The sequence below is a fragment of the Pseudomonas sp. S3_C06 genome (assembly GCF_054667675.1).
The window spans coordinates 5,037,520-5,064,486 of the sequence record NZ_CP162747.1 but is presented as its reverse complement, the minus strand read 5'-3'; the positions used below and the strand labels follow the sequence as shown (position 1 = coordinate 5,064,486).

The window sequence follows — 26,967 nt, the reverse complement described above, 5'->3', positions numbered from 1 at the left end:
CCATGCCGATCCGTCATTGCATCGTCCACCTGATCGACAAAAAACCCGACGGCACACCCGCAGTTCTGCACGCCCGTGACACGGAACTGGCCGAGTCTGCAGCCATCGAGAACATGCTCGCCGACCTCAACGAGAGCTATAACGCCAAACAGGGCAAAGCCTGGGGTCTGTTCCACCCGGAATCCGGTGCATTCCCCTTCAGCGGCTGGCTGAAGGAATACATGGAAGGCGGCAAGGACTTCACCGCGTTCAGCAAGGTCGCGGTCGAGCACCTGCAGAAGCTGATGGAAGAATCGAACCTGTCGGTGGGCGGCCATGTGCTGTTCGCCCACTATCAGCAAGGCATGACCGACTACCTGGCCATCGCCCTGCTGCACCATAGCGAAGGCGTGGCGGTGACCGATGAGCTGGACGTGACCCCGTCGCGCCACCTCGACCTCGGCCAACTGCACCTGGCGGCGCGGATCAACGTCTCCGAGTGGCAGAACAACAAGCAGTCCAAGCAGTACATCTCGTTCATCAAGGGCAAGAACGGTAAGAAGGTGTCGGAATACTTCCGCGACTTCATTGGCTGCCAGGAAGGTGTCGACGGCCCGGGCGAGACGCGCACGCTGCTCAAAGCGTTCAGCGACTTCGTCGAGAGCGAAGACCTGCCGGAAGAATCCGCTCGCGAGAAGACCAAAACCCTGGTCGATTACGCCAGCAGCCAGGCCAAACTCGGCGAACCGATGGGTCTGGAAGAGTTGTCCGAGCTGATCGACGAAGAACGCCCGAAAGCCTTCTACGATCACATCCGCAACAAGGATTACGGCCTGTCGCCCGAGATTCCGGCGGACAAACGCACCCTGAATCAATTCCGCCGCTTCACCGGGCGCGCCGAAGGCCTGTCGATCAGCTTTGAAGCGCATCTGCTGGGTTCGAAGATCGAGTACGACGAAGAGGCGGGCACGCTGGTGATCAAAGGCCTGCCAACGTCGCTCACCGATCAACTGAAGCGCCGTAACTGATGCTCGGCAAAGTGCTGAAGAAGGTTGCGCTGGTTCTGCTGGTGGTCGTCGTCTATCAGAACTGGGGCAAGATCGAGCGGGTGTTCAATCCGTCGCAGATGGTTGCAGAGCAGACGCGGGCCCAAGCCAACGTCGTGCTCTACGCCACCGACTGGTGCGGCTACTGCAAGCAGACCAAACGCTTTCTCGACAGCAAGGGGATTCCCTTCCAGGAGTTCGACATCGAGAAGGATGCCGAGGCGCGCAAGGCGTACGAGGCATTGGGTGGGCGCGGGATTCCGTTGATTGATGTGAACGGTACGTTGATTCGCGGATTTGACCCGGACGAAATCCTCGCCGCCCTGAAGTAACCAATGTGGGAGCGAGCCTGCTCGCGAAGACGGCTGATCATTCAACACTGTTGTTGTCCGACATACCGCTTTCGCGAGCAGGCTCGCTCCCACAATGGAGCTTTAGCGGGCTTCGATACGGAAACCAAAACGCGGAAAGTGCACATGCACCACGCCGCCACGCTCGTCTTCGCGACGAATGATCAACTCTTCGCTACCGGCAAACAGCAACTCACCCACCACCGGATCAACTCCGTAATCGGTCGCGGCGATCGCCACCTGCTGCCCAGCCTTGAAGCCGTTCGGATCTACGAACTGCTCATCCGGCAATGCCGCCGGTGTCGCGTTGCGTGCCACCTCCAGCGCCTCTTCCGAGGTCATCGCGCTCGCCGCGCCATGGCCAAAGCCCAGCACTCGGCCCAACCAGGCTGCAACCGCCGGATACTCATCCACCAGCGGTGCAGTGACGTGAGTCGCTTTCAGGAACCACATGGGATGCGCCAGTGCAAAGTCGGCAATCGACGGTTCGCCGAACAGGAAGTCGCCCTGCTCGCGCTGCAACTGCTGCTCCAGCCGCGCCATGATCGTCGGCCACTGGTGCTTGGCTTGTTCAGCAGACAAACGCGTGGCGCTGCCACCACTGAACAGACCAGCGCGGTCGGCAATAAAAGCTTTGATCGCTTCCGGCGGCAACTTGGCGAAGCGCACCGCCACCGATTCCGGTTGAAACACCAGGCTCACCGCATGTTGAAACACCACCGAGTCAGCCCATGTGGCAAAACTGGCGGCGGTAAACTCCTGACCTTCGGGGAAGAACGCCGGCAACGCCTTTTCCTGCTCCAGACGACGGGCGATCAGCGAAGTGTCGCAATAGATATCAGCGCCAATCTGCAACACCGGTGTCTTGCGGTAGCCACCGGTCAGGGCGGTCAGATCCGGTTTCGGCATCACCGGCGAAATATGCACCGAGCGCCACGACAAGCCTTTGAAGCCAAGCAGCAGGCGGGCCTTCTCGGCAAATGGAGAAGTCGGGTAGTGATGCAGAATCAACTCGGACATGCTCGGCTCCGCCGCTCAGATAGTGAGCCAGCAGCTTAGCGTGCATTTGCTTAGCAGCCTACAGATCTGCCTGATGGGAACTGATCAGTCAGATTGATAAGAGCTCTGCCGTGATCGTGTCATCGAGACATGGCGCCAGGGAATTGCCTGACAGATAAAGCCATGGAACTCGTCGGTAATTACACGCCATTTTTCGGATTCGTTTAAAGACACTCAGTGTTACGCGCAAAGGCCCACAAATTCTTGCGCCACTGCCTACGCGTACGCCAGAATCCGCCGGCTTGTGCGCCTTGGACTGGCTGCGTAACTTGGAACCGTCACTGATTTCCAGTGATCGAGCTTAGCGGCTCAGCTAGTCACTACGGTTGCACATGTCTATCCAGTCGGGCATTCGCCTGCACTTGATGGTGGCTGTGCGCATGGCACCTTCGGGTGCGCCGGGTTTTGGTGACTACCGGTCCGCTAACTTGCGCATAGCCGCCACCCTTTCGCTTAGCGGCTTAGGGCTTGCGGCCTCAAAGAGGTTAGTCACCATGTTTAAAGTAACGCCAAACCCACCGGTCATAGACCCGGCAACCATCACCCATCCGACGTCGCCATACGAATCCCCCGATTCGAGAAAACTCAACGAAGCCGCCGAACGCGCACTCGACCATTATTTAGGTCCACCCACGGCCCGGATCATGGACACCCCCTATCAACCCAACCGTCTCTACATGGCCAACCCGCAATCGGACGCCGAATCCCTGTTGGTCGACGCGTGCGAAACCTTGGGATCGGCGAGTGTGATGCTCAATGATTTTGCCGGCCAGTTAGAAGGGCCCCGCCGTAAAACACTGCAAGGCATAGCGCAAATCGTCATGGTGGCCGAGATGGCAGTCAATCAGGTTGTGGATAAATTAGTACCCACTGAGTAAATGAAATTAGTGGCGAGAGGTGTACTCTCGCCACTATGGTAAAGACCTAAGTTGCTCAAATAAATCATGTTGTTTTTTCGCGTGGTAAAGCTCGTAGTCGGTCGAACAGTAGGCGATCAACTGCTTGAGCAGGCGGATTGAGTGTGTGCGTAAAAATGTAAGATTAGTGACCCAAGTATGCCCACATGCAGTCGAACCGCACTGTCAGTAAAGTCGAGCGAACTCCAATGAAAGCTCTTCTCGAGAAACAATCCGACCTTTCTCATCACAGGCTTTGCAGTTCACCATCATTTAGACCGACTCAGACGTGACCAAACCTAAATTCTAACACCATTAAATCCACTTCTCGCCAACTTACCCCTAAAGCCTTTAAAAACAGCAGCACACGCTAATTGATAAATGCAAACTCTGCACCCACCGACAAACCAACACTAAAAGACAAGAATACAATCACCTTTTGATAGTTGTCGTTTTTTCTATTGAGGACGCGCTGTAAGTTCCAACTCCACGCGCGCTAAGCTGAATATCATCATAAACAACCGTGGCCATGTTTCGCGCCCAGTCGAGACGAACCTCAACTATTGGAGTAGACACCCCATAGTCTTTCGCAAACTTATCCCTAACGGACACCTCCGTATCAACTGTTTTCACGATCGGAAACTCTGCTGTCTTCGACATTTTGAAGCTCCTAAGCACTAGCCAGTTAAATTAAAGTCTTAGTATTGGTAAGACTGGAGCCTTTAGCCTGTCATTAAAAGAAGATCAAAACCACTGTCAAACCTGACAGGTCTTTAGTTGATTTTGCGATTTAAAATTCTATTAATATAATTGATTTACTATAAATCCGACCAATAAATTTGCCTGTCATGTCGCAGAGATCTGTTCATCTGCTTGAACAACTGGCTAATCGGTCGTATCTAATTATTTATATAAACCCGATCTATTTTCTCGATATCACCAAACCCCGCCGCATTCTCTGGCATCCCCCCCAGCGCTGGGTTCATTCGCCACGCCGCGATCACGTCATTGCGCGTGATGTTCTTGATGCGCTCGAACTCGTCTTTTGTTGCAATCAGTCAGACTGATAAGACGCGACCAGACATTCCTTGGCGCTCTTGCGCAGCTTTTTGATCAGCCGCTCCTGGCGCAGCGCATCGCTTTTATCGCGACACAACTCGGTATAGACCAGCGCCATTGCCGGGCTGGAGAGGAAGAACCGCGCGCCTTTGCCGCTTTGATGCTTGGCGAAACGGCGCACCGGATCATCGCTGATCCCGCAGTACAACGAACCATTGGCGGCGCGAACGAGGTAGACGAACCAGGACTTGCTCACCGGTTCGGCGACATCGACAGATTTTTCGCTAAGACTGGTCACTTCGGGATCAAGACGTGTAGGAAACAGGCGGCGATCTTATCAGCGACCGGCCTGAAATGCCTTCAGTCCCTTCAATGCCTGTGCACGCACGGCGTTGCGCACCAACGGCGTCCAGCCCAGCAGCAGGCCCTTGAAACCCAGCGCCTGACGCGACCAGCGCCACAGGTCGAAGTGATCGTGGTGCTCGCAGATCTTGCCGTCACGGAACACGAAGCGGGCCTGGATATCGTTGACCACGACGTTGCCGGTCTGGCTGAACAGGTAGGTCGCGACCCAATGCGCGCCGCCGCTGCGCTCATCGGCGCGGACGTTGTCGAAGGTCAGCGAGAAGTCCTTGGCGCGAGTGGTGAGCATGCGCCACATGTCGCCGGCATCGCGCCCGCGCAGTTCACCGAAGGCCGGATCGCTGAACACTACGTCATCGGTGTAGCAGGCGGCCATGGCTTCGGCATCGAGGCGCTGGAAGGCCTGGTAGAAGCGGGTGATCAACGCGGCGTGGGCTTCGCTCATGGGCAATCTCCAAAATAGGTACAGATTGCCAGCACGATAATCTGCAATGCGCAGAAACACTATCGGCATTCGCACACCGAATACCTGCAGCACGCAAAACCCATGTGGGAGCGAGCCTGCTCGCGAAAGCGGCGTGTCAGTCGACACAGATATTGAATGTAAAATCGCCTTCGCGAGCAGGCTCGCTCCCACATTTAAAATCAGTGCATTCAGATTTTTTCGCTTTGCACTTGCACGTACAGCGCACGCCCGGCGCCAAGCCCGGCGATGATCGCACCAGTACCGATGATGCCAAAGATCCAGCCCACCGCATTCCAACCGCCGGTCCAGTCATGCACCACGCCGACCGCAAACGGCCCCATGGACGCGAGGGTGTAACCGAAGCCCTGAGACATGCTCGACAGGTTCGCCGCGACATGGGAATCCCGCGAACGCAGCACGATCAACGTCAACGCCAGACTGAACGTACCGCCCTGCCCCAGACCCAGCAGAATCGCCCAGCCCCACAGGCCTTCGATCGGCGCATACAGGCAACCGAACAGACCGCCGAGGGTCAGTGCCATAACCACCACGATTGCCAGACGCTGATCCTTGCCACGCGTGGCCAGCCATGGCGCGGCCAACGAGCTGGCCAGTTGAATGATCACCGAACCGGACAACACCAGACCGGCCTGAGTCGGTGTCAGTCCACGCCCAATCAGAATCGACGGCAACCAGCCGAAGACGATGTAGGCCAGCGACGATTGCAGGCCCATGTACAAGGTCACCTGCCAGGCCAGCGGATCACGCAGCAGACCGCGCACGCGATAGGCGACATTGTGCGCGCCATGTTTCTGCCCGACTTGCGGCAGCCAGAACACCGCTGCAACCAACGCCGGAATCACCCAGAAGCCCAGGCCCATCGCCCAACTGCCACCAAAATGCTCACTCAACGGCACGCTGGAACCGGCCGCCATCGCCGCGCCCAGACACAACGCCATGGTGTAGACGCCCGTCATAGTGCCGGCGTGTTTGGCGAAGTCGCGCTTGACGATTCCCGGCAACAGAACACCGATGATGCCGATGCTCGCGCCACCCAATACGCTGCCGGCGAACAGGCCGATCTCACCGAAGTTGCTGCGCAAAATGATACCGCCGGCCAACGCCAACAAAATCCCCAGCACCACCCGCTCAGCGCCAAAACGTCGCGCCAGAATAGGCGCCAAGGGTGCAAACAAACCGAGGCAAAGCACCGGCAACGTGGTCAGCAGACCGGCCTGAGCCGCCGACAAGCCGAGGCTTTTGGATACGTCGCTGAGCAGCGGCGCCATGCTCGACAGCGCCGGACGCAAGTTCAACGCGACCAGAATCAGACCCAGCAGCAACAACCACGGCCGGCGCACCAGCGGATGGCTTTGTTGCACTTGTTCGTCATCGGCCTCGGCGTCGATCAGCAGTTCTTCAAGTTCTGCCGTGCGCTTGGGGGTTGTGGATATCTCGTTGCGGGACATGGATTTCTCGGTTTCAAGGTTCATTGATCAACTGCCTCGACAGGGCTTTGGCCCGTTCCGGGTCGCTTTGCTCGACCGCATCGAGCAACGCGATGTGCAGGTCGAACACTTCCTGACGGCGCGGGACGATGTTCAGGGTCTGGCGCAATTGCGCACCGACGATGCTGGAGAAATAGCGATACAGCTCGCTGAGGGTCGGGTTGTGCGCGGCGTCGACCAAACGGCGGTGAAACACCAGATCGCAAGCAATGTAGGTGTCGAGATCGCCGTGGTAGTGACTGCCGCTGGTGCCGAGCGCCTCGCGCAATGCGACGAGGTCTTCTTCAGTACGACGTAACGCCGCCAGGCCGATGGCCTCGACTTCGAGGATGTGGCGGGTTTCCCGTGCCTGTTCCAGCGAGCATTGCGACAGCGCTTTCAGGGTATCCATCGGATCGACCACTGCGCGCAGGTAACTGCCATCGCCCTGACGAATCTCGATCAGTCCGGAAAACGCCAGCACGCGCATGGCTTCGCGCACGGTGTTGCGGCTGATGCCCAACTCGGCGCAGAGCTCGGGTTCTGTCGGCAATCGCTCGCCGACCTGCCAGGCACCGCTGTTGATGCGCTGACGAAGTTGATCCAGGGCCTGATCGACCAGGGATCGTTTGATGAGTGGAGAAATGTCTGACATAGGATTCGCCCTTTCATCCAATCATAGGATGAATTTTCTGACATGTTAGTCAGACCCGTGTAGGACGGCAACCACCTAGGGTCAATCGGAGACACATGAAGCGGTATTTTCGATTGGTGAAAATTACCCTTTAAGGGTAATTTCAGGGACAGGGTTTTGGTTTCTTATGGAAAAGAACACACCCCATTATGAGCTGGCGGTGATCAAGGCTGAGGTGAGGCCGTTAGGTCAAAAAGCTTTCACCAAAGCTTCGGTCAAATCAGCGGAGAAGCTCGGCTTCAACCTCAGCGAAATGCTAGAGATCGTTTTCGAGCTACAAACCAGGATGTTGTACAAATCGATGACTACTTATGACGATCATCGAATCTGGCAAGACGTGTATCACATCAATTCACGAGATCAGGAGATTTACATCAAGGTGACCTACCGCCCCGGCGGCAGCCCACCGGTAATCTCCTTCAAGGAGAAAAACCCATGAAAACCCAGCAATGTGTCAGCTGCGGTGCACGTGAGGGAATGAGGCATTTCCAGGGTCGCGGAGAAACCCTGAGTGTCAAAGGCATGGAGCGCCGAGTAGACGATTTATCTGGTTGGGAGTGCCAGAAGTGCGGTGAAGTGGAATGGGATTTCGACACCGATAGTGCTGAGCGTTATTGTGATGCCGGTGACGAGCTGGTTCTCGCTGGCAGACAAATGATCGGCGCCGAGATGAAACGTATTCGACGCAAATTGCACCTGACGCAGAAAGAGACGGTGCAACTGCTCTCTGGTGGCGGGCATAACGCATTCTCTCGCTACGAACGCGGCGAGTTACTTCCACCCAAAGCATTGGTGCTGCTGATGCGTCTATTGGATCGTCATCCCTACATGCTCGTCGATATCCAGACCTTGGCTGAAGGCGCAGACCTGCGAGGTTTCACGCACACCGTACACAAGGAACACGAAACCCTCACCGTTTCCTGACCCACAAAAAAACAAACCCGGCACAAGGCCGGGTTTGATTCACACGCAAACCATCAATGCAAAATCTGACTCAAGAACAACTTCGTCCGCTCATTCTGCGGATTATCGAAGAAGTCATTTGGCGCCGCCTGTTCAACGATCTCCCCCTTGTCCATGAAGATCACGCGGTTGGCCACGGTACGGGCAAAGCCCATTTCGTGAGTCACGCAAAGCATGGTCATGCCGTCTTCAGCCAGACCGATCATGGTGTCGAGTACTTCCTTCACCATCTCCGGATCGAGCGCTGAAGTCGGTTCGTCGAACAGCATGATTTTCGGCTTCATGCACAGGGCACGGGCGATTGCCACACGCTGTTGCTGACCGCCGGACAATTGCCCCGGGAATTTATGCGCCTGCTCTGGAATGCGTACGCGTTCCAGGTAATGCATGGCGATTTCCTCGGCCTTGCGCTTGGGCATCTTGCGTACCCACATCGGTGCCAGGGTGCAGTTCTGCAAAATGGTCAGGTGCGGGAACAGGTTGAAGTGCTGGAACACCATGCCGACTTCGCGGCGGATCGCTTCGATCTGCTTGAGGTCGTTGGTCAGTTCCACGCCGTCGACGACGATGCGGCCCTGCTGGTGTTCTTCCAGACGATTGAGGCAACGAATCGTGGTCGACTTGCCGGAACCCGACGGCCCGCACAGGACGATACGCTCGCCCTGTTTGACGTTGAGGTTGATGTCTTTGAGCACGTGGAACTGGCCGTACCACTTGTTGACGCCCTGCATCTGAATAATGCCTTCAGGACCTGCAGGCTTTTTGATTGCTTCACTCATTTACACAACTCCTAACGCTTGTGGCCAGTGTCGAGCTTGCGTTCCAGATGCATGGAATAGCGCGACATACCAAAACAGAAAATCCAGAACACCAGGGCGGCGAACACGTAGCCTTCGGTGGCCATGCCCAGCCATTTCGGATCGGCAGCGGCTTGCTTGACGCTGTTGAGCAGGTCAAAGAGGCCGATGATGATCACCAGACTGGTGTCCTTGAACAGCGCAATGAAGGTGTTGACGATGCCGGGAATCACCAGCTTCAGGGCTTGCGGCAGAATCACCAGGCCCATCGAGCGCCAGTAACCGAGGCCCATCGCCGCAGCCGCTTCGTACTGACCTTTGGGAATCGCTTGCAGACCGCCGCGCACCACTTCGGCGACATAGGCCGACTGGAACAGGATCACGCCGATCAGTGCCCGCAGCAGTTTGTCGAAGTTCATGCCTTCCGGCAGGAACAGCGGCAGCATCACCGAAGACATGAACAGCACCGTGATCAACGGCACGCCGCGCCAGAATTCGATAAAGGTCACGCAGACCACACGAATCGCCGGCATGTTCGAACGTCGACCCAGCGCCAGCACAATCCCCAGCGGCAACGCACCGGCAATACCGACTGTGGCGATCACCAGAGTCAGCATCAGGCCGCCCCACTGGCTGGTCGCCACCGGGGTCAGACCGAAACCGCCGTGCAGCAGGGTGAAAGCAATGATCGGGTACAACACCAGGAAGCTCAGCCCGTAGATCGCTTTACGCGGCACACGCGAGATGAACAATGGCGCCGCGCCGATCACCGCCAGCCACACGGTCAGGTCGACGCGCCAGCGCAGTTCCGTCGGGTAATAGCCGTACATGAACTGGCCGAAACGCTGCTGAATGAACACCCAGCAGGCGCCCTCCTTGGTGCAGTCGGCGCGGGTGGTGCCGACCCAGTTGGCATCGACAATCGCCCAACTGAGGATCGGTGGCACCACGAGATAAATCAGGTAGAACGCAAACAGCGTCAGCAAGGTATTGAGCCAGCTGGAGAACATGTTCGCGCGCATCCACGCCACCACGCCGATGCTGCTGTTCGGTGGGGGCATGTCGGGTTTGAAAGTATGAGTACTCATGCGCTTTTCCTTACCGCTCGATCAGCGCAATGCGCTTGTTGTACCAGTTCATCAGCAGGGAAATGCTGATACTGATCGCCAGGTACACGCTCATGGTGATGGCAATCACTTCGATCGCCTGACCGGTCTGGTTAAGCACCGTGCCGGCGAACAGCGACACCATTTCCGGGTAACCGATACCGGCCGCCAGCGAAGAGTTTTTCGCCAGGTTGAGGTATTGGCTGGTCAGTGGCGGAATGATCACGCGCAGGGCTTGCGGAATGATCACCTTGCGCAGGGTCGGGCCGTTGCGCAGGCCGAGGGAACGCGCCGCCTCAGTCTGGCCATGGCTGACCGACTTGATCCCGGAACGCACGATCTCGGCGATGAACGCCGCGGTGTACACGGTCAGGGCCAGGGTCAAGGCAAGCAGTTCCGGGATCAGCACCCAGCCGCCAACAAAGTTGAAGCCTTTGAGCTCGGGCATTTCCCAGTGCAGCGGTGCGCCAAAGATCAGTGCGCACAAGGTCGGAATCACCAGCAGAATCGCCAGGCCCACCCAAAACTTGTGGAACGGCACGCCGGTTTCTTCAAAGCGCTTGTTGGCCCAGCGCGTCATCAGCACGATACCGACAATGGCCACCACGATGCTGATCACGAACGCCCAGAACCCGTCCGCAGCCAATGCGGCCGGCATGTTCAGGCCACGGCTGCTGACGAAAAAGGTGTCGCCGAAGTTGTGGCTGTTGCGCGGTCCCGGCATGGTCAGGAACACCGCGAAGTACCAGAACAGGATTTGCAGCAGCGGCGGAATGTTGCGGAACACTTCCACATACACCGTCGCCAGTTTACTGATGATCCAGTTCTGCGACAGCCGCGCTACACCGATGATGAAACCGAGGATCGTCGCCAGAACCACGCCAATCACAGTCACCAACAGGGTGTTGAGCAGACCGATGACAAACACACGGGCATAGCTGTCCGCTTCCGTGTAGTCGATCAGGTGTTGAGCGATGCCGAACCCGGCACTGCGCTCCAGAAAGCCGAAACCGGAGGTAATGCCCCGGTGCTGAAGGTTGGTTTGCGTGTTGTCGAACAGGTACCAGCCCAGCGAGACCACCGCCACAACGGTGATGATCTGGAATAGCCACGCACGCACTCGTGGATCGCTGAGGCTGAGCCTCTGCTTTGGTGCGCCGATTGAATTTTGCATGAAGTGCCCCGGAAAAAATGGAACAAGAACATCACCCGGCGGTTGGCCCGCCGGGCGATAGAACCATTAGCGCACTGGTGGTGCGTACTGAATGCCGCCGTTGTTCCACAGGGCGTTCAAGCCGCGGTCGATTTCCAGCGGAGTGCTCTTGCCGAGGTTTTTCTCGAAGATTTCGCCGTAGTTGCCGACTTGTTTGACGATCTGCACCACCCAGTCTTTCGGCAGCTTCAGGTCTTTGCCGTACTCGCCGTCAGCGCCGAGCATACGGGCGACGTCCGGGTTCTTGGTCGACTTGGCTTCCGCTTCGACGTTCTTCGAAGTGATACCGGCTTCTTCGGTGTTGAGCAGCGCGTAGCCTACCCAACGGACGATGGCCAGCCACTCGTCGTCGCCATTACGTACGACCGGGCCCAGCGGTTCTTTGGAAATGGTTTCCGGCAGAACCACGTAGTCCTTCGGCGAAGCCAGCTTGCTGCGCTGGGCGAACAGCTGGGACTTGTCGGAGGTCAGCACGTCGCAACGACCGGATTCCAGCGACTTGGCGCTTTCATCGGAGGTGTCGAAAGTGATCGGGGTGTATTTCAGACCGTTGCCACGGAAGTAGTCGGAAACGTTCAGCTCGGTGGTGGTACCGGCCTGGATGCAGATGGTTGCACCGTCCAGCTCTTTGGCACTTTTCACGCCCAGTTTGTTGTTTACCAGGAAGCCGATGCCGTCGTAGTAGGTAATGAAGCCCGGGAATTTCAGGCCCATGCCCGCGTCACGGGAACTGGTCATGGTGGTGTTGCGCGACAGGATGTCGATCTCGCCCGATTGCAGCGCGGTGAAGCGCTCTTTGGCGTTCAACTGACTGAATTTGACTTTGGTCGCATCGCCGAAGACGGCAGCGGCCACAGCGCGGCAGACGTCAGCGTCGATCCCGAGGATCTTGCCGGTCGCGTCCGGTACCGAGAAGCCCGGCAGACCGTCGCTCACGCCACACTGCACGAAACCTTTCTTCTTCACGCCATCCAGGGTTGCACCCGCCTGAGCGAACCCGCTGACGCCGAGAACTGTTGCTGCAGTCACGATCGCCAGAGTGGATTTCAACATCTTCATTCAAACCTCCAGTTTTGCTCTTGTTGTGTCGGAGCTTGAGTCCAGTCGCACCCTTTTGAGGCGTTGTTGACCCGTGTTGGCTTTTTTTGGGGTCAACCGACGTAAGACCTTCGCTATGAGTCTAGTAGGAGAAAATCCACATCATGGACAACTCACTTCTCACCAATCGGCCGAACGGGCTGTAGCCCTTTCACGTTCGCTGCGCCCGTAGCGGCCATTGGCGAACATCCATCACCGGATTCTTTGCCATCCCGTCGCGGGTCGTACACTGATAGTGTTACCGCCACGCGTAGGATGCTTCGTACAGAACCTTCCATAGCAAAGCCCGTACCACACCTGTCGCGGAATCGATTCGGCGACAGGTCAATAGCAAAACTTGTAACCTTGCGACATCTTCTTAACGGATCAACCGGACGCGCACTCGAACCACGCACTTAATGAGAGCGCCCGCACATTTTTGGAGCAGACATGACCGAGCCCTTGATTCTTCAGCCTGTTAAGCCCGCAGACGCCTGCGTGATCTGGCTGCACGGCCTCGGCGCCGACCGCTACGACTTCTTGCCGGTGGCCGAAGCGTTGCAGGAAAGCCTGCTGAGCACGCGCTTCGTGCTGCCGCAGGCGCCCACACTTCCAGTGACGATAAATGGCGGATATGCCATGCCGAGCTGGTACGACATTAAAGCCATGAGCCCGGCGCGGGCGATTGACCGTGACCAGTTGGAAGCATCGGCGGATCGCATCATCGAATTGATCGAAAACGAGCGCGCCAGCGGAATAGACGCCTCGCGGATTTTCCTTGCCGGTTTTTCCCAAGGTGGCGCTGTCGTTTTGCACACCGCTTTTGTGAAATGGCAAGGCGCACTGGGTGGTGTACTTGCTCTGTCGACTTATGCGCCGACGTTCAGCGATGACATGCAGCTTTCAGCCAGTCAACAGCGGATTCCTGCGCTGTGCCTGCACGGCCAGTTCGATGGCGTGGTGCAGAACTCGATGGGCCGCAGTGCCTACGAGCATTTGGTGAAGCATGGTGTCACCGTGACATGGCAGGAATACCCAATGGAGCACGAAGTGTTACCCGAGGAAATTCGCGACATCGGCGTCTGGTTGAGCGAACGTCTGCGCTAAGCGTCGAGATTAAAATCGCCCTTTGATCCCTCCCCCTACGCCGCGCCCGTTTCTTGCATTACACTGGCCGGCGTACATTCCTTAACCAATTGATGAGATGACCGTGCTCAAAGCACTCAAGAAGATGTTCGGTAAAAGCGAGGCTGAGCAGCTCGCGCCAGTTCCCAGTGCGCCGTCGCACGCCCCCGGTCATCGCAGCGATGCCCCACAGGCCGACCGCCCCGCTCACGTAGCGGCACCGAAGGCAGAACCGCAACCTGCACCGGCCGCGTCAATCGCCGCCGAACCTGCCCGCAGCGAAGCGCCGAAACCGGCCAGACCGCGCCGCGAACCGAAGCCCAAGGCACCGGTTATTCCGTGGAAACTCGAAGATTTCGTCGTCGAGCCACAGGAAGGCAAAACCCGCTTCCATGATTTCAAACTGTCGCCAGAACTGATGCACGCCATTCAGGATCTGGGCTTCCCGTATTGCACGCCGATCCAGGCGCAGGTGCTGGGCTTCACCCTCGCCGGCAAAGATGCCATTGGCCGCGCGCAGACCGGCACCGGTAAAACCGCCGCGTTCCTGATCTCGATCATCACCCAGTTGCTGCAAACGCCGCCGCCGAAAGAACGCTACATGGGCGAACCCCGTGCGCTGATCATCGCGCCGACCCGTGAGCTGGTGGTGCAGATCGCGAAGGACGCCGCCGACCTGACCAAGTACACCGGCCTCAACGTCATGACGTTTGTTGGCGGCATGGACTTCGACAAGCAGCTCAAGCACCTCGAAGCGCGACACTGCGACATTCTCGTCGCGACCCCGGGCCGCCTGCTCGACTTCAACCAGCGCGGCGACGTGCATCTGGACATGGTCGAAGTCATGGTGCTGGACGAAGCCGACCGCATGCTCGACATGGGCTTCATCCCGCAAGTACGCCAGATCATTCGTCAGACCCCACCGAAGTCCGAGCGTCAGACCCTGCTGTTCTCCGCGACCTTCACCGAAGACGTGATGAACCTCGCAAAGCAGTGGACGACCGATCCGTCCATCGTCGAAATCGAAGTCACCAACGTCGCCAGCGAAAACGTCGAGCAACACATCTACGCCGTGGCCGGTGCCGACAAGTACAAATTGCTCTACAACCTGGTCAACGATAATGGCTGGGAGCGGGTGATGGTCTTCGCCAACCGCAAGGACGAAGTCCGCCGCATTGAAGAACGTCTGGTGCGCGACGGTGTGAATGCGGCGCAGTTGTCCGGCGACGTGCCGCAGCACAAGCGCATCAAGACTCTGGAAGGTTTCCGCGAAGGCAAGATTCGCGTACTGGTCGCCACTGATGTGGCCGGTCGCGGCATCCACATCGACGGCATCAGCCACGTGATCAACTTCACCCTGCCGGAAGTCCCGGACGACTACGTGCACCGCATCGGCCGGACCGGTCGTGCTGGCGCCGATGGCGTATCGATCAGCTTCGCCGGTGAGGACGACTCCTACCAGTTGCCGTCCATCGAAGAAAAGCTCGGTCGCAAGATCAGCTGTGAAACGCCGCCGACGCATCTGTTGCGTGCGGTTGAGCGCAAGCGTCCGCAGTAAACGACGTTTAAAAGAAAAGCGCAGCCGGCAACGGACTGCGCTTTTTTTTCGTGCGGATTTTCATCAGGTGCTTGCCCGACAAAACTAAAAGTCCATAATGGACAAATGAGTTTAGATTTCCATTTTCGGAGCCTGACATGTCCAGTACGCCCCACGTGATCGACCAAGCCCAGGCCCGCGAGTTACTGGCGCGCATTGATGTGCCGCAGATCCTGCGCAAGCTGTTCCGAGACCTGGCTGCCGGAAACGCCGTGCAGCCGGCGCAGCAACTGGTGGAATTCCCGCAGGGTGCCGGCGACTTCATCAACTATCTGGGGGTGCTGGCAGAGGACGGCGTGTACGGTGTGAAGACTTCTCCGTATATCGTTCGCGAGCAAGGCCCGTTGGTGACGGCGTGGACACTGCTGATGTCGATGAAAACCGGCCAACCGCTGCTGCTCTGCGATGCCGGTGAACTGACCACCGCGCGCACCGCCGCGACCACCGCCGTGGCTGTCGACGCACTAGCGCCGTTAAATGCCTCGCGACTGGCGATCATTGGCAGCGGCAAGGTTGCCCAGGCGCATCTGCACTACGTGAAGTCGCTGCGCGACTGGCAGAGCATCAGCCTGTATTCGCCAAGCCTGTCCGCCGACGCTCAAACCCAGGCACTGTTGAAAGCCATTACGCCCAATCTGAAGATCGCTGACAGCCGTGATGCGGCCATCGCCGAGGCCGATGTGATCATGCTCTGCACTTCGTCCGCCGGACCGGTGATCGATCCTGCCGCATTGAGCAAACCGGCGCTGATCACCTCGATCAGCACCAATGCCCCACGCGCCCACGAAGTGCCGCCGCAGAGCCTCAACGGCATGCAGGTGTTCTGTGACTATCGTCTGACCACGCCGGGGTCGGCCGGGGAGATGTTGATTGCGGCTGAGCAGCATGGCTGGAGCAAGGATTCGATTGTCGGCGACCTCGCCGACTTGCTCAGCGAGAAAGTCCAGCGCCCCGATTACGATCGTCACGTGTTCTTCCGTTCAATCGGCTTGGGCCTGGAAGACATCGCCCTCGCCAATGCGCTTTATCTCTTAACCCACTAACACCACATATCCCTGTAGGAGTGAGCCTGCTCGCGATAGCGGTCTTACATTCAGCATTATTGTTGCCTGATACACCGCTATCGCGAGCAGGCTCACTCCTACAGGGGATAGCGAACTATTGGATATTGCGTACCCACTGGAGAACCTCATGAGCCAGGCAGATTTCATCATCATCGGCGGCGGAATTGCCGGCGCTTCCACCGGGTTCTGGCTGTCGCCGCACGGCAAAGTGGTCGTGCTCGAACGTGAATCCCATCCGGCCTATCACTCCACCGGACGCTCCGCCGCGCTGTTCACCGCAGCCTATGGCACACCACAAGTACGCGCGCTGACCCAGGCCAGCCGGGCGTTTTTCGACAACCCGCCCAGCGGTTTCTGCGAACACCCACTGCTGACCCCGCGCGGAGAAATGACCGTCGATTTCACCGGTGACGCCGCCGAACTGAACAACCAATACCTCAGCGCCAAAGCCACCGTGCCGGAAATGCAATTGCTCAGCGCCGACGAAGCCTGTGCGCGGCTGCCAATCCTGCGTCGGGAAAAAGTCCACGGCGCGATCTACGATCCAAGTGCCAGCGACATCGACACCGACGCCTTGCATCAGGGCTACCTGCGCGGCATCCGCCGCAACCACGGCGACGTGCACACCGACTGCGAAGTACTCGGCCTGAACCGCGACGTCGACGGCCTCTGGCACGTACAAACAAACGGCCAGACTTTCAGCGCACCGTTGATCATCAACGCCGCTGGCGCCTGGGCCGACAAAATCGGCGTTTTGGCCGGTGCCAAGCCGCTGGGCCTGCAACCGAAACGCCGCGCCGCATTTATTTTCGCCGGCCCCGAAGGCGTCGACATTCATCACTGGCCGATGCTGGTCAGCCTCGACGAATCCTTCTATATGAAGCCTGACGCCGGCATGTTTCTCGGCTCGCCGGCCAACGCCGACCCGGTCGAACCCCACGACGTGCAGCCGGAAGAGCTGGACATCGCGATGGGCATCTACCAGATCGAAGAAGCGACCACGCTGACCATCCGCCGCCCGACCCGCACGTGGGCCGGGCTGCGCAGTTTCGTCGGCGACGGTGATCTGCTCAGCGGTTTCGATCCGCAGGTGGCGGGGCTGTTCTGGGTCGCGGCGCAAGGTGGTTATGGCATCCAGACTTCGCCAGCCATGGGCCAGGCCAGTGCGGCATTGGTGCGCGGCGAGCCTTTGCCCGAGCACTTGCGTGACTTCGGCCTGAGCAGCGCCATGCTCTCCCCTGCCCGCCTCGCCTGATCGTCCATCCGGATGACGCGCCCAACGGATTGCGGCACACTCGCAGCGCCTCCTGATCACGGGGGCGTTGACGCTGCCTGGAGCTCCACTGTCATGACCGCCCCTGAGTTCGACCCGGCGCTGGATAACTTCCGCGCCATCGCCGATGCCATCGCCACACTGTTCTTTCCGCACGCCGAAGTGGTGCTGCACGACCTGCGCACGCAGAAGGTCGATTACATCGCCAACAACCTGTCCAAACGCGAGATCGGTGACGACTCATCGCTGGAAGACATGCTCAGCGAGGATGTCAGCGACCGTAATATCGGTCCGTACGAAAAGCTCAATTGGGACGGCCAGAAGATCCGTAGCCTGAGCAGCGTCCTGCGCGACAACGAAGGCCTGCCGCTGGCGGTGCTGTGCATCAACTTGAATATTTCGCTGTTCGAAAATGCCAAGGCGGCGCTGGACCTGTTCCTCTCACCGAGCAAACTGATCCCGCAACCGGACTCACTGTTTCGCGATGACTGGCAGGAGCGCATCAACACCTTCCTCCACGCCTGGCTGCGCGAACGGCAGCTGAGCCTGAATCTGCTGACCCGCGATCACAAGCGTGAACTGGTGCTGGCACTGCACGCCGAAGGCGCGTTCAAGGGCAAGAGCGCCTCGAACTATGTGGCCAATGTGCTGAACATGGGGCGGGCGACGGTGTACAAGCATTTGAAGGAAATGAAGGGCTAAAGGTTTGCGGTGATTTCTCTGACGCCATCGCGAGCAGGCTCACTCCTACAGGGGAGCGCATTCCAAATGTAGGAGTGAGCCTGCTCGCGATAGCGGACTATCAGTCGCCGTAAATGTCGGACTTGAAATACTTCTCGGAAATCTTCTGATATTCGCCACTCGCGCGAATGCCATCAATGGCCCCATTCAACTGGCTGACCAATTCGGCATTACCCTTGCGCACTGCAATCCCCGCCCCCTCGCCCACGTACTTCGGATCCTTCAACTCAGGCCCGACGAACGCATAACCCTTGCCGCGCGGCATCGATAAAAAGTCATTCAACGGAATGGTGTCGGCAAAAATCGCATCCAGCCGCCCTGCCGCCAAATCCATGTAGATCTCTTCGTTGTTGCTGTAGCGCTTGACGTTGATGCCCTTCGGCTCGAACACCTCGGTGGCGTAACGATCAGTGGTGGTCGCGCGCTGCACGCCGACGTTCTTGCCCTTCAGGCTGGCGTATTGATCGTCAACGCTGGCGCCTTCTTTCATCACCAGCCGCGACGAAGTGAAGTAGTACTTGTGGCTGAAATCCACCGACTTCTTGCGGTCTTCGTTGATGGTCATCGAGGACAGCGCCATATCGATTTTCTTCACTTTCAGCGAAGGAATCAGACCGTCGAACTCACCTTCGACCCACACGCACTTGACCTTCATTTGCGCGCACAGGGCATTACCGATGTCGTAGTCGAAACCGACGATTTCGCCCTTGTCGGTTTTCGAGGCGAACGGCGGATAAGCGGCTTCAATGCCGATGCGCAGGGTTTGTTCGGCGGCGAACACACTGGCGGAGGCCAACAGGCTTAGGGCAAGACCGGTGATGAGAGGGAGTTTCTTCATGTTCGTTCTCTCGCGGGTTGTTGTTGGTTTGGCAAGAAAGAGCTGAAACGGAGGGAGATACTTTTTTTGTACTTATAAATCCATATTGGACTTATATGTATAGGCAGTCAATCAGGCAAAGACAGAGGTTTTTGGTGTTGCAGATGACGTCATCGCGAGCAGGCTCACTCCTACAGGGGGAACGCATTCCAATTGTAGGAGTGAGCCTGCTCGCGATGGCGGACTAGAGGGCGACACAGGGTTTATTTCTTCCAGCGATCCGCAGCCGCGTGATCACTGTCCCGCCCCTCAACCCAACGCGGCCCGTCGCTGGTGTTTTCCTTCTTCCAGAACGGTGCACGGGTTTTCAGGTAGTCCATGACGAAGGCGCAGGCATCGAACGCGGCCTGGCGATGGGCGCTGGCGGCACCGACGAAGACGATCGGTTCGCCCGGTTCCAGTGCGCCGATGCGGTGCAGCACTTCCAGTTTCAGCAGCGGCCAGCGCTGTTCGGCTTCGATGGCGATCTTGCCGAGGGCTTTTTCGGTCATGCCCGGATAGTGTTCAAGGAACATCCCGGCCACATCCAGGCCATCATTGAAGTCGCGCACGTAGCCGACAAAACTCACCACCGCGCCGACGCCGACATTGGCCGCGTGCATCGCGTTGACTTCAGCGCCCGGGTCGAACGGCGTGGCCTGCACGCGAATCGCCATGGCTCAGCCTCCGGTCACGGGGGGAAAAAACGCCACTTCGTCGCCATCGACCACTGGCTCGTCGAGCTGGCAGAGGTCTTCGTTGCGTGCGCACATCAGATTCTGCTCGCTCAGCACATCAGCGCCATCACGTTCTGCCAACAACGCACGCACGTCATCGACGGTGGCAAAGTCGCCTTCAACCTTCACCGAGTCAACGCCCAGCGCTTCACGGTAGCGGGCAAAAAACTTCACGGTCAGGTTCATGGCTGCTCCGCCTGAAAGTGCCCGCTCTTGCCGCCGACCTTCTCCAGCAGGCGCACGCTTTCGATGGTCATGCCGCGATCGACAGCTTTGCACATGTCGTAAATGGTCAGCGCGGCGACGCTGGCGGCGGTCAGCGCTTCCATCTCGACGCCGGTCTGCCCGGACAGTTTGCAGCGGGCGACGATGCGCACGGTGTCTTCACCATCGGCACTGAGTTCGACTTTGACGCCGGTGAGCATCAGCGGATGGCACAGGGGAATCAGATCACTGGTTTTCTTCGCCGCCTGAATGCCGGCAATGCGCGCCACGGCGAACACATCTCCCTTGGGATGGCCGCCGCTGACGATCATCTGCAGCGTTTCGGGGAGCATGCGCACCAGCGCTTGGGCCGTCGCTTCACGGAACGTCACGGCTTTTTCGGTGACGTCGACCATGTTGGCGCGACCTTGGGAATCGAGATGAGTCAGCACGGGATTACTCCTGATCAGGAGCGTGGATTGTAAACCTGCGGGTCAAATTTCCGCATCACTGATTATGAAATCACCGTTGCCCCCTGTGGGAGCGAGCCTGCTCGCGATAGCGGATTCAGATTCACTATAAATGTCGACTGATACACCGTATTCGCGAGCAGGCTCGCTCCCACAGGGGATATGCATTTATCCATAAAAAAACCGGGCGGCTTTTGGGCCGCCCGGTTTTGGTTGTGATGCAGTTACAAATGGGTTTCGGCGTATTCAGCCAGAATCGAGCGAGGCACCCCTTGCAGGGTGATGTGCACACCGTTGGGGAAATCCTTGAAGCGTTCGGTCAGGTAGGTCAGCCCGGAGCTGGTCGCGGACAGGTAAGGGGTGTCGATCTGTGCGAGGTTGCCCAGGCACACCACTTTGGAACCGGCGCCGGCACGGGTGATGATGGTTTTCATCTGGTGCGGCGTGAGGTTCTGGCATTCGTCGATCAGGATCAGGCTCTGCTGGAAGCTGCGCCCGCGAATGTAGTTGAGCGATTTGAACTGCAACGGCACTTTGCTGAGGATGTAATCGACGCTGCCATGGGTGTTTTCGTCATCCATGTGCAAGGCTTCGAGGTTGTCGGTGATGGCGCCCAGCCAAGGCTCCATTTTTTCCGCTTCGGTGCCGGGCAGGAAACCGATCTCCTGATCCAGACCCTGCACGCTACGGGTGGCGATGATGCGGCGATAACGCTTGCTGACCATGGTCTGCTCGATCGCAGCGGCCAGTGCCAGAATGGTTTTACCGGAACCGGCAGCCCCCGACAGATTGACCAGATGAATGTCCGGATCGAGCAGCGCGTACAGCGCCAGGCTCTGGTAGATGTCGCGCGGCTTGAGCCCCCAAGCCTCTTGATGCAGCAGCGGTTCCTGGTGCAGGTCGAGGATCAGCAGCTTGGCCTCGTCAATCTCCTTGATCCAGCCGACAAAGCCCTGTTCGTCAATGATGAACTCGTTGATGTGCACCGCCGGCAGGTTGTCGATCAGTTGCACTTGATGCCAGGTGCGGCCGTGGTCCTGACGGGTGTCGACCTTGCTCACGCGGTCCCAGAAAGAGCCGGTCATGTTGTGGTAGCCGTTGGGCAGCAGGGACACGTCATCGACCAGTTGGTCGGTGCTGTAATCCTCGGCATCAATGCCGCAGGCGCGCGCCTTGAGGCGCATGTTGATGTCTTTGGTGACCAGCACCACCGGTTTTTTCGGGTCGCGGGTGTGCAGGTCGATCAGTTGGTTGATGATTTTGTTGTCGTTCAGATGCTCGGGCAGAATCAGGTTAGATTCGGCCTGCTTGCTCATCAGAATTGACAGCAAGCCCTTCGGCCCGCCCTTGCCGCGCTGGATCGGCACACCCAGTTCGACATCTTCCGGGGACGCATCGCCCAGGGTCTTGTCGATCAGCCGGATGGCCTGACGGCACTCAGCGGCCACGCTGTGATGCCCGCTCTTGAGCTTGTCCAGCTCTTCAAGCACGGTCATCGGGATCGCGACGTGGTGTTCTTCGAAATTCAGCAGGGCGTTTGGATCGTGAATCAATACGTTGGTATCGAGTACATACAGGATTGGCTGGTTGGAGGAAGGGCTACGTCCGTGATCATCCATACTCGGTCACCTTTGTCAGAGCCAGTAGACGCAATACCTTGACGGTGCTGCGCCTCGAAGTGACTGCCGAAATCTCACCTGCGGAGATTCAAGTGACTGCAAACAAACGGGTCTTGGAAGACGCCACCTGTGTTGCAGGTTTCGGCGGTCTGTCTTCGTAATACTCCAAAACCGATGACATAAAAAAGTACTTTGACGGTTTTTTTAAGTTTATTTTGCAGAGTGACGAAAAGCCCTTGGCGGACTGTCCATAGCCCGCTAAAGTCGGAAGTCCGCCTGCATCGAATCCTGCAAAAAAATCGCCCCAAGCCCAATGTTTCCGGGCTTTTTTCGTTTCTCAGCGAAACGCGTCCTGACAGTCTTCCCAACCGATGCCGCTCTGCGCGGTTTGCGTGATCAACCACGGCAACGAGGTCTTCACCGCCTCTTGTTTCATGTTGAAATTGATCACCCCGTGCCGCCACAACAGCATCAGGGTCAGTACCCGCTGCGCGCTCGCTGAGCCCTTGAGTTTGCCGGCGCTGTCCTGGGCATCGATGTCCCACAACGCCACTTGCAGGCCCTGGGTGTTGAAGAAACCCTGCGCATCGCTGCGACGCTGCCCTTCCGGCGGACGGAACAGCGGCACGTAGTTTTCCGGCAATTTGTTTTTCACCAGATCAGCACTGCGTCGCACCGAATCCTGCCAGTCCTGCCAGTGGCTGTGGGAACGGAACTCCCAACCCTGCACGCCGACGCACTGTCTCGAGAAACCGGCTTGCAGGCTGCTCACCGAACGATCAGCCAACCGTGCCTGAATATCCTTGCCCAACACGAAGAAGGTACCGCTCAGGTTGGACTTGCGCAGGTATTCGGTGAGCCAGTCAGTGTTGTCCGGTTGCAGGTTGGCGGCGCTGTCGAAGGTCAGCAAAAACAGCCGGTCATGCATCTCGTCGCCGTTACGCTCGTAGTCGCCGAAACGATCGATTTCGCTGCTGGTCTGCGGTGACAGCGCCGCCTTGCGCATCAGTTCGTCCAGATACTGCAAATGGAAGATCCGGCTCGGCTCGGCCCACTTGGTGTAATAGCTGTCGTCGCTGACCACGAACTTGGCCGCTTGCTCACGCAAGGTCGGCAGGTCTTCGACGAGGAAACAGAACGAGGCGTCCTGATCGCAGCTTTGCTGGGCGTAGTTGTAGTTGGCCAACAGGCGCTGCCAGAGGCGCTGGCGCAGGCTGTTGACCGCGTCGATGTTGATCGTGCGCAAGCCCAGCCGCTGAGCCAACGCGGCTTCGTCCATCGATTCGGTGCCCAGCAGGCCACGGGCGAACATGAGGATTTCCGCCCGGGACGCCACATCAAACAGCGTCGGGTTGCTGAGCTGCTCTGGCCAGGTGCTGCGATCCAGCGTCGCCACATCGCCCGGCGCCGCCACGGCACCGAAGCTCAACAGCCACGCGGTGAATAAAAGAACAATGCGCAAAAGGGATGTCTCCATAACAAAACCCGCGCGGCACTATAGCTGATGTGCAAGATTCACGGACGCTGCCCTCACCCCAGCCCTCTCCCAGAGGGAGAGGGAGCTGACCGAGTATCCCTTTCGATATCCGCCAATCTGAACTACCGAGTCGAACTCAAATTTTGAAACCAACGAAGATCGGCTCCCTCTCCCTCTGGGAGAGGGCTGGGGTGAGGGAAAAATTCCACCAGCCGTCGCAAATGCCCAAGCTTCCCCACACCTATTACCCCCATAGCTGGAGTCAACACCGACAACCCCCTAGAATCGCCCCCACGATTAAAGGAGACGACTTCATGCTGATGGTGATTTCCCCCGCCAAGACCCTCGATTACGAAACACCGCCGGCGACCCAGCGCTTCACCCAGCCGCAATACCTCGACCATTCCCAGGCGCTGATCCAGCAACTGCGCGACCTGACGCCGGCGCAGATCAGCGAACTGATGCACGTGTCCGACAAGATCGGCGGGCTCAACGCCGCACGTTTCGGCAGTTGGACACCCGCCTTCACCCCGGACAACGCCAAGCAGGCGCTGCTCGCGTTCAAGGGTGACGTCTACACCGGTCTCGACGCACAGTCCTTCAGCGAAACCGATTTCGACTACGCGCAAAAACACCTGCGCATGCTCTCCGGCCTGTATGGCTTGCTGCGCCCGCTCGACCTGATGCAACCGTATCGCCTGGAAATGGGCACCAAATTGGCCAACGCTCGCGGCAAAGACCTTTATGCCTTCTGGGGCACGCGCATCAGCGAATGGCTGAACGAAGCGTTGGCCGATCAAGGCGACGACGTGTTGCTCAACCTCGCGTCCAACGAATACTTCTCGGCGGTCAAACGCACGGCCCTGAACGCGCGGATCATCAATACCGAGTTCAAGGATCAGAAGAACGGCCAGTACAAGATCATCAGCTTCTACGCCAAGAAGGCCCGGGGCCTGATGAGCCGTTTCGTGATCCAGGAAAAAATCAACGATCCGGCCCTGCTCAAACAATTCGATGTGCAGGGGTATCGCTACAACGCCGAGCAGTCGAAACCCGACAATCTGGTATTTCTGCGCGACCACGCCCCCGAATAAAGCATGCCTATTGCACGACTCTTTCTATAAAGAGTCGTGCAGCCTGCACGCTGTCAAAAATCCCCCGCCCTATTTCGCCATTTTACTGGCGCCAAAAAAACCTCCCTGTCTTTTCTAAGATTAGTTTCACTCGACACTGATCATTTTTTTCAGTAGTGGCACCTAAATTTTTTCACCGTAGTGGCACAAAACTATCTAACGTGATTTTTCGCCTGTTATTAAAGGTCGAAAACGAAAGTGCTATCAAATTGAGACTAGTGCCATCTCTGACAATATTTCAAGAAATTTCAGATTTCGCGATGAGCGGACAGGAACTTCGTCCGAATGCATAGCTCATACCACCGGTAACGATTCTCGCCGAGTTTGTACGAGATAACTTACGCGGAGCAGATAGCCATGTAACCAAGTTGTCACAGCAACTTGCCTAGATGACTAACTAGTCTCAAAACAGACGATGGACAGGAGATACGCACCATTAATATCCCCTACAAAGGCCATGACCGCGCCCTTATAAACGTGCTCGCCTGAGCACCCAACCGCTTGATTCACGGGACTTTCATCCTGACATCGAGCGCGCAGGACGATTGCACAAGAGTCTTCTCCAAAGAAGATCGGCTGCATAACAGGGCAAGTCATAACAACAAAGCCTGGTTGCGCACATCTTGAGTGCACTTATTTAGACACTCGAAACTTAGTATGCCTGCACACGGCATTGTGGCGCCTGTATGCCGCACTTTCGAGTGCACTAATGAACGCTGAACACCATTAACTCCGGCCTTCTAAGGCCTGATATATACAGAGGTAATTGCGATGCGCATCAGCATATTTGGTTTGGGTTACGTTGGCGCAGTATGTGCCGGTTGCCTGTCTGCACGGGGCCATGACGTAGTTGGCGTCGATGTTGCCAAAGACAAGATCGACATGATCAACGCCGGCAAATCGCCGATTGTAGAACCAGGCCTGGGCGAACTTCTGCAACAGGGTATTCAGACCGGTCGCCTGCGTGGCACGACCAACTTCGCCGAGGCGATTCGCGACACCGACCTGTCGATGATTTGCGTCGGCACGCCGAGCAAGAAGAACGGCGACCTCGAACTGAACTACATCGAAGCGGTATGCCGCGAGATCGGTTTTGTCCTGCGTGAAAAAACCACTCGCCACACCATCGTCGTACGCAGCACCGTACTGCCGGGCACTGTTGCCAACGTGGTGATCCCGATTCTCGAAGACTGCTCGGGCAAGAAGGCCGGTGTCGACTTCGGCGTTGCGGTCAACCCTGAGTTCCTGCGTGAATCCACCGCGATCGCCGACTACGACCTGCCACCGATGACCGTTATCGGCGAGTTCGACAAGGCCTCGGGCGACGTTCTGCAATCGCTGTACGAAGAACTCGACGCACCGATCATCCGCAAGGACATCGCCGTTGCCGAGATGATCAAGTACACCTGCAACGTCTGGCACGCGACCAAAGTGACCTTCGCCAACGAGATCGGCAACATCGCCAAAGCGGTCGGCGTCGATGGCCGTGAAGTGATGGAAGTGGTCTGCCAGGACAAGACCCTCAACCTGTCCCAGTACTACATGCGCCCGGGCTTCGCCTTCGGCGGTTCGTGCCTGCCGAAAGACGTGCGTGCGCTGACCTACCGCGCCGGCTCCCTGGACGTCGAAGCGCCGCTGCTCAACTCGCTGATGCGCAGCAACGAATCGCAAGTGCAGAACGCCTTCGACATCGTGGAAAGCCACGACAAACGCAAAGTCGCCCTGCTCGGCCTGAGCTTCAAGGCCGGCACCGACGACCTGCGTGAAAGCCCGCTGGTAGAACTGGCCGAGATGCTGATCGGCAAGGGTTACGACCTGAGCATCTACGACAGCAACGTCGAGTACGCCCGTGTTCACGGCGCGAACAAAGACTACATCGAGTCGAAAATCCCGCACGTATCGTCCCTGCTCAACGCGGACTTCGATTCGGTGATCGACAACTCCGACGTGATCATCCTCGGCAACCGCGACGAGAAGTTCCGCCCGTTGGCCCAGCAAGCGCCGCACGGCAAGCAGGTCATCGACCTGGTCGGCTTCATGGCCAAAGCCACCGACGCCGGTACGCGCACCGAGGGTATCTGCTGGTAATGCAGACCTAAGCGACAGGCTTCGAGCT

Annotated in this window: 28 protein-coding genes and 1 pseudogene; 12 read left to right on the top strand and 17 right to left on the bottom strand. The window is 57.9% G+C overall.

What is annotated here, in order from left to right; all coding sequences use genetic code 11:
• The first annotated feature begins 2 nt into the window (after nucleotides 1–2).
• Together yejK and AB4N44_RS22410 are read left to right on the top strand one after the other, a co-directional pair.
• Nucleotides 3–1,007, top strand: a complete 1,005-nt coding sequence (yejK, locus tag AB4N44_RS22415) for a nucleoid-associated protein YejK (protein ID WP_007909053.1) — start codon at nucleotides 3–5, stop codon at nucleotides 1,005–1,007.
• On the top strand, nucleotides 1,007–1,357 hold the full coding sequence (locus AB4N44_RS22410; protein WP_127925927.1) for a glutaredoxin family protein: 351 nt from the start codon (nucleotides 1,007–1,009) through the stop codon (nucleotides 1,355–1,357). Before yejK ends, AB4N44_RS22410 begins: the two co-directional genes overlap by 1 nt.
• Before the next feature lie 102 nt (nucleotides 1,358–1,459).
• Here the strand turns inward: AB4N44_RS22410 and AB4N44_RS22405 are convergent, their stop codons facing one another.
• Entirely contained in the window at nucleotides 1,460–2,395 is a 936-nt protein-coding gene (locus AB4N44_RS22405) for a glutathione S-transferase family protein (protein WP_123451880.1), read from the bottom strand.
• Nucleotides 2,396–2,928: 533 nt separating this feature from the next.
• Between AB4N44_RS22405 and AB4N44_RS22400 the strand changes: the two genes are divergently transcribed.
• Entirely contained in the window at nucleotides 2,929–3,312 is a 384-nt protein-coding gene (locus AB4N44_RS22400; protein ID WP_150749651.1) for a DUF6124 family protein, read from the top strand.
• Nucleotides 3,313–3,762: 450 nt separating this feature from the next.
• On the opposite strand, the gene AB4N44_RS22395 is transcribed toward AB4N44_RS22400, so the two are convergent.
• From AB4N44_RS22395 to AB4N44_RS22370, 6 genes and pseudogenes are all read right to left on the bottom strand, one after another.
• Nucleotides 3,763–3,990 carry a hypothetical protein gene (locus AB4N44_RS22395; protein ID WP_316917712.1) on the bottom strand — a complete coding sequence of 76 codons (228 nt, stop codon included), beginning with the start codon at nucleotides 3,988–3,990 and terminating at the stop codon, nucleotides 3,763–3,765.
• Nucleotides 3,991–4,148: 158 nt separating this feature from the next.
• Nucleotides 4,149–4,376 (bottom strand): annotated as a pseudogene (locus tag AB4N44_RS22390) (phage portal protein); the annotation flags it as partial.
• A gap of 8 nt (nucleotides 4,377–4,384) precedes the next feature.
• Nucleotides 4,385–4,687 (bottom strand): GIY-YIG nuclease family protein, encoded by a 303-nt coding sequence (locus AB4N44_RS22385; RefSeq protein ID WP_008083651.1) that lies wholly within the window; start codon nucleotides 4,685–4,687, stop codon nucleotides 4,385–4,387.
• 39 nt (nucleotides 4,688–4,726) lie between these two features.
• Complete coding sequence (locus tag AB4N44_RS22380; RefSeq protein ID WP_007909058.1) at nucleotides 4,727–5,197, bottom strand: nuclear transport factor 2 family protein; 471 nt, start codon at nucleotides 5,195–5,197, stop codon at nucleotides 4,727–4,729.
• 209 nt (nucleotides 5,198–5,406) lie between these two features.
• Nucleotides 5,407–6,711, bottom strand: coding sequence for a CynX/NimT family MFS transporter (locus AB4N44_RS22375; protein WP_127925924.1), 1,305 nt, complete (start codon nucleotides 6,709–6,711; stop codon nucleotides 5,407–5,409).
• On the bottom strand, nucleotides 6,701–7,360 hold the full coding sequence (locus AB4N44_RS22370; RefSeq protein WP_127925923.1) for a FadR/GntR family transcriptional regulator: 660 nt from the start codon (nucleotides 7,358–7,360) through the stop codon (nucleotides 6,701–6,703). The genes AB4N44_RS22375 and AB4N44_RS22370 overlap by 11 nt, the downstream gene beginning before the upstream one ends.
• Before the next feature lie 166 nt (nucleotides 7,361–7,526).
• Here AB4N44_RS22370 and AB4N44_RS22365 point away from each other — a divergent pair, with 166 nt between their 5' ends.
• Both AB4N44_RS22365 and AB4N44_RS22360 read left to right on the top strand, forming a co-directional pair.
• Nucleotides 7,527–7,838, top strand: a complete 312-nt coding sequence (locus tag AB4N44_RS22365) for a type II toxin-antitoxin system MqsR family toxin (RefSeq protein WP_460107454.1) — start codon at nucleotides 7,527–7,529, stop codon at nucleotides 7,836–7,838.
• Complete coding sequence (locus tag AB4N44_RS22360; protein ID WP_034154577.1) at nucleotides 7,835–8,323, top strand: type II toxin-antitoxin system MqsA family antitoxin; 489 nt, start codon at nucleotides 7,835–7,837, stop codon at nucleotides 8,321–8,323. Before AB4N44_RS22365 ends, AB4N44_RS22360 begins: the two co-directional genes overlap by 4 nt.
• A gap of 53 nt (nucleotides 8,324–8,376) precedes the next feature.
• Here AB4N44_RS22360 and AB4N44_RS22355 read toward each other — a convergent pair whose 3' ends face one another.
• The 4 genes from AB4N44_RS22355 to AB4N44_RS22340 form a co-directional block, all read right to left on the bottom strand.
• Complete coding sequence (locus tag AB4N44_RS22355) at nucleotides 8,377–9,141, bottom strand: amino acid ABC transporter ATP-binding protein (protein WP_038357653.1); 765 nt, start codon at nucleotides 9,139–9,141, stop codon at nucleotides 8,377–8,379.
• A gap of 11 nt (nucleotides 9,142–9,152) precedes the next feature.
• Nucleotides 9,153–10,247 (bottom strand): amino acid ABC transporter permease, encoded by a 1,095-nt coding sequence (locus AB4N44_RS22350; RefSeq protein ID WP_007949911.1) that lies wholly within the window; start codon nucleotides 10,245–10,247, stop codon nucleotides 9,153–9,155.
• Nucleotides 10,248–10,257: 10 nt separating this feature from the next.
• Nucleotides 10,258–11,439 (bottom strand): amino acid ABC transporter permease, encoded by a 1,182-nt coding sequence (locus AB4N44_RS22345; RefSeq protein ID WP_007914329.1) that lies wholly within the window; start codon nucleotides 11,437–11,439, stop codon nucleotides 10,258–10,260.
• A 66-nt stretch (nucleotides 11,440–11,505) separates the two neighbouring features.
• Nucleotides 11,506–12,537 (bottom strand): amino acid ABC transporter substrate-binding protein, encoded by a 1,032-nt coding sequence (locus AB4N44_RS22340; protein ID WP_127925921.1) that lies wholly within the window; start codon nucleotides 12,535–12,537, stop codon nucleotides 11,506–11,508.
• A 468-nt stretch (nucleotides 12,538–13,005) separates the two neighbouring features.
• On the opposite strand from AB4N44_RS22340, the gene AB4N44_RS22335 reads away from it, so the two are divergent.
• From AB4N44_RS22335 to AB4N44_RS22315, 5 genes are all read left to right on the top strand, one after another.
• On the top strand, nucleotides 13,006–13,662 hold the full coding sequence (locus AB4N44_RS22335) for an alpha/beta hydrolase (RefSeq protein ID WP_095119382.1): 657 nt from the start codon (nucleotides 13,006–13,008) through the stop codon (nucleotides 13,660–13,662).
• A gap of 97 nt (nucleotides 13,663–13,759) precedes the next feature.
• Nucleotides 13,760–15,238: an ATP-dependent RNA helicase RhlB gene (gene rhlB, locus AB4N44_RS22330; protein WP_095119383.1), complete on the top strand. Its 1,479-nt coding sequence runs from the start codon at nucleotides 13,760–13,762 to the stop codon at nucleotides 15,236–15,238.
• A gap of 137 nt (nucleotides 15,239–15,375) precedes the next feature.
• The gene (locus AB4N44_RS22325; protein ID WP_460107460.1) at nucleotides 15,376–16,320 is read left to right on the top strand and encodes an ornithine cyclodeaminase family protein; all 945 of its coding nucleotides are present in this window, start codon (nucleotides 15,376–15,378) and stop codon (nucleotides 16,318–16,320) included.
• Nucleotides 16,321–16,468: 148 nt separating this feature from the next.
• Nucleotides 16,469–17,596: an NAD(P)/FAD-dependent oxidoreductase gene (locus AB4N44_RS22320; RefSeq protein WP_127925917.1), complete on the top strand. Its 1,128-nt coding sequence runs from the start codon at nucleotides 16,469–16,471 to the stop codon at nucleotides 17,594–17,596.
• Between the two features lie 93 nt (nucleotides 17,597–17,689).
• Complete coding sequence (locus tag AB4N44_RS22315) at nucleotides 17,690–18,316, top strand: helix-turn-helix transcriptional regulator (protein WP_127925916.1); 627 nt, start codon at nucleotides 17,690–17,692, stop codon at nucleotides 18,314–18,316.
• A gap of 100 nt (nucleotides 18,317–18,416) precedes the next feature.
• Here AB4N44_RS22315 and AB4N44_RS22310 read toward each other — a convergent pair whose 3' ends face one another.
• From AB4N44_RS22310 to AB4N44_RS22285, 6 genes are all read right to left on the bottom strand, one after another.
• Nucleotides 18,417–19,193 (bottom strand): ABC transporter substrate-binding protein, encoded by a 777-nt coding sequence (locus tag AB4N44_RS22310; RefSeq protein WP_095119386.1) that lies wholly within the window; start codon nucleotides 19,191–19,193, stop codon nucleotides 18,417–18,419.
• Between the two features lie 242 nt (nucleotides 19,194–19,435).
• On the bottom strand, nucleotides 19,436–19,888 hold the full coding sequence (gene moaE, locus AB4N44_RS22305; protein ID WP_038357637.1) for a molybdopterin synthase catalytic subunit MoaE: 453 nt from the start codon (nucleotides 19,886–19,888) through the stop codon (nucleotides 19,436–19,438).
• 3 nt (nucleotides 19,889–19,891) lie between these two features.
• Nucleotides 19,892–20,134 (bottom strand): molybdopterin converting factor subunit 1, encoded by a 243-nt coding sequence (gene moaD / locus AB4N44_RS22300; RefSeq protein ID WP_460158130.1) that lies wholly within the window; start codon nucleotides 20,132–20,134, stop codon nucleotides 19,892–19,894.
• A complete protein-coding gene (gene moaC, locus AB4N44_RS22295; protein ID WP_016985015.1) occupies nucleotides 20,131–20,604 on the bottom strand; it encodes a cyclic pyranopterin monophosphate synthase MoaC in 474 nt (157 codons plus the stop codon). The genes moaD and moaC overlap by 4 nt, the downstream gene beginning before the upstream one ends.
• 242 nt (nucleotides 20,605–20,846) lie before the next feature.
• Entirely contained in the window at nucleotides 20,847–22,241 is a 1,395-nt protein-coding gene (locus tag AB4N44_RS22290) for a PhoH family protein (RefSeq protein ID WP_016985016.1), read from the bottom strand.
• 337 nt (nucleotides 22,242–22,578) lie between these two features.
• The gene (locus tag AB4N44_RS22285; RefSeq protein ID WP_460158129.1) at nucleotides 22,579–23,718 is read right to left on the bottom strand and encodes a polysaccharide deacetylase family protein; all 1,140 of its coding nucleotides are present in this window, start codon (nucleotides 23,716–23,718) and stop codon (nucleotides 22,579–22,581) included.
• Nucleotides 23,719–24,032: 314 nt separating this feature from the next.
• Here AB4N44_RS22285 and yaaA point away from each other — a divergent pair, with 314 nt between their 5' ends.
• Both yaaA and AB4N44_RS22275 read left to right on the top strand, forming a co-directional pair.
• Nucleotides 24,033–24,812 (top strand): peroxide stress protein YaaA, encoded by a 780-nt coding sequence (gene yaaA, locus AB4N44_RS22280; RefSeq protein WP_316917705.1) that lies wholly within the window; start codon nucleotides 24,033–24,035, stop codon nucleotides 24,810–24,812.
• An 810-nt stretch (nucleotides 24,813–25,622) separates the two neighbouring features.
• Nucleotides 25,623–26,939, top strand: a complete 1,317-nt coding sequence (locus AB4N44_RS22275; RefSeq protein ID WP_007914305.1) for a nucleotide sugar dehydrogenase — start codon at nucleotides 25,623–25,625, stop codon at nucleotides 26,937–26,939.
• The last annotated feature ends 28 nt before the right edge of the window (nucleotides 26,940–26,967 follow it).

What these genes read in the sequence shown, in the direction of transcription:
- yejK (WP_007909053.1), top strand. Translation starts at nt 3, where the DNA reads ATGCCGATCCGTCATTGCATCGTCCACCTGATCGACAAAAAACCCGAC.
- AB4N44_RS22410 (WP_127925927.1), top strand. Translation starts at nt 1,007, where the DNA reads ATGCTCGGCAAAGTGCTGAAGAAGGTTGCGCTGGTTCTGCTGGTGGTC.
- AB4N44_RS22405 (WP_123451880.1), bottom strand. Translation starts at nt 2,395, where the DNA reads ATGTCCGAGTTGATTCTGCATCACTACCCGACTTCTCCATTTGCCGAG.
- AB4N44_RS22400 (WP_150749651.1), top strand. Translation starts at nt 2,929, where the DNA reads ATGTTTAAAGTAACGCCAAACCCACCGGTCATAGACCCGGCAACCATC.
- AB4N44_RS22395 (WP_316917712.1), bottom strand. Translation starts at nt 3,990, where the DNA reads ATGTCGAAGACAGCAGAGTTTCCGATCGTGAAAACAGTTGATACGGAG.
- AB4N44_RS22380 (WP_007909058.1), bottom strand. Translation starts at nt 5,197, where the DNA reads ATGAGCGAAGCCCACGCCGCGTTGATCACCCGCTTCTACCAGGCCTTC.
- AB4N44_RS22375 (WP_127925924.1), bottom strand. Translation starts at nt 6,711, where the DNA reads ATGAACCTTGAAACCGAGAAATCCATGTCCCGCAACGAGATATCCACA.
- AB4N44_RS22370 (WP_127925923.1), bottom strand. Translation starts at nt 7,360, where the DNA reads ATGTCAGACATTTCTCCACTCATCAAACGATCCCTGGTCGATCAGGCC.
- AB4N44_RS22365 (WP_460107454.1), top strand. Translation starts at nt 7,527, where the DNA reads ATGGAAAAGAACACACCCCATTATGAGCTGGCGGTGATCAAGGCTGAG.
- AB4N44_RS22360 (WP_034154577.1), top strand. Translation starts at nt 7,835, where the DNA reads ATGAAAACCCAGCAATGTGTCAGCTGCGGTGCACGTGAGGGAATGAGG.
- AB4N44_RS22355 (WP_038357653.1), bottom strand. Translation starts at nt 9,141, where the DNA reads ATGAGTGAAGCAATCAAAAAGCCTGCAGGTCCTGAAGGCATTATTCAG.
- AB4N44_RS22350 (WP_007949911.1), bottom strand. Translation starts at nt 10,247, where the DNA reads ATGAGTACTCATACTTTCAAACCCGACATGCCCCCACCGAACAGCAGC.
- AB4N44_RS22345 (WP_007914329.1), bottom strand. Translation starts at nt 11,439, where the DNA reads ATGCAAAATTCAATCGGCGCACCAAAGCAGAGGCTCAGCCTCAGCGAT.
- AB4N44_RS22340 (WP_127925921.1), bottom strand. Translation starts at nt 12,537, where the DNA reads ATGAAGATGTTGAAATCCACTCTGGCGATCGTGACTGCAGCAACAGTT.
- AB4N44_RS22335 (WP_095119382.1), top strand. Translation starts at nt 13,006, where the DNA reads ATGACCGAGCCCTTGATTCTTCAGCCTGTTAAGCCCGCAGACGCCTGC.
- rhlB (WP_095119383.1), top strand. Translation starts at nt 13,760, where the DNA reads ATGACCGTGCTCAAAGCACTCAAGAAGATGTTCGGTAAAAGCGAGGCT.
- AB4N44_RS22325 (WP_460107460.1), top strand. Translation starts at nt 15,376, where the DNA reads ATGTCCAGTACGCCCCACGTGATCGACCAAGCCCAGGCCCGCGAGTTA.
- AB4N44_RS22320 (WP_127925917.1), top strand. Translation starts at nt 16,469, where the DNA reads ATGAGCCAGGCAGATTTCATCATCATCGGCGGCGGAATTGCCGGCGCT.
- AB4N44_RS22315 (WP_127925916.1), top strand. Translation starts at nt 17,690, where the DNA reads ATGACCGCCCCTGAGTTCGACCCGGCGCTGGATAACTTCCGCGCCATC.
- AB4N44_RS22310 (WP_095119386.1), bottom strand. Translation starts at nt 19,193, where the DNA reads ATGAAGAAACTCCCTCTCATCACCGGTCTTGCCCTAAGCCTGTTGGCC.
- moaE (WP_038357637.1), bottom strand. Translation starts at nt 19,888, where the DNA reads ATGGCGATTCGCGTGCAGGCCACGCCGTTCGACCCGGGCGCTGAAGTC.
- moaD (WP_460158130.1), bottom strand. Translation starts at nt 20,134, where the DNA reads ATGAACCTGACCGTGAAGTTTTTTGCCCGCTACCGTGAAGCGCTGGGC.
- AB4N44_RS22290 (WP_016985016.1), bottom strand. Translation starts at nt 22,241, where the DNA reads ATGGATGATCACGGACGTAGCCCTTCCTCCAACCAGCCAATCCTGTAT.
- AB4N44_RS22285 (WP_460158129.1), bottom strand. Translation starts at nt 23,718, where the DNA reads ATGGAGACATCCCTTTTGCGCATTGTTCTTTTATTCACCGCGTGGCTG.
- yaaA (WP_316917705.1), top strand. Translation starts at nt 24,033, where the DNA reads ATGCTGATGGTGATTTCCCCCGCCAAGACCCTCGATTACGAAACACCG.
- AB4N44_RS22275 (WP_007914305.1), top strand. Translation starts at nt 25,623, where the DNA reads ATGCGCATCAGCATATTTGGTTTGGGTTACGTTGGCGCAGTATGTGCC.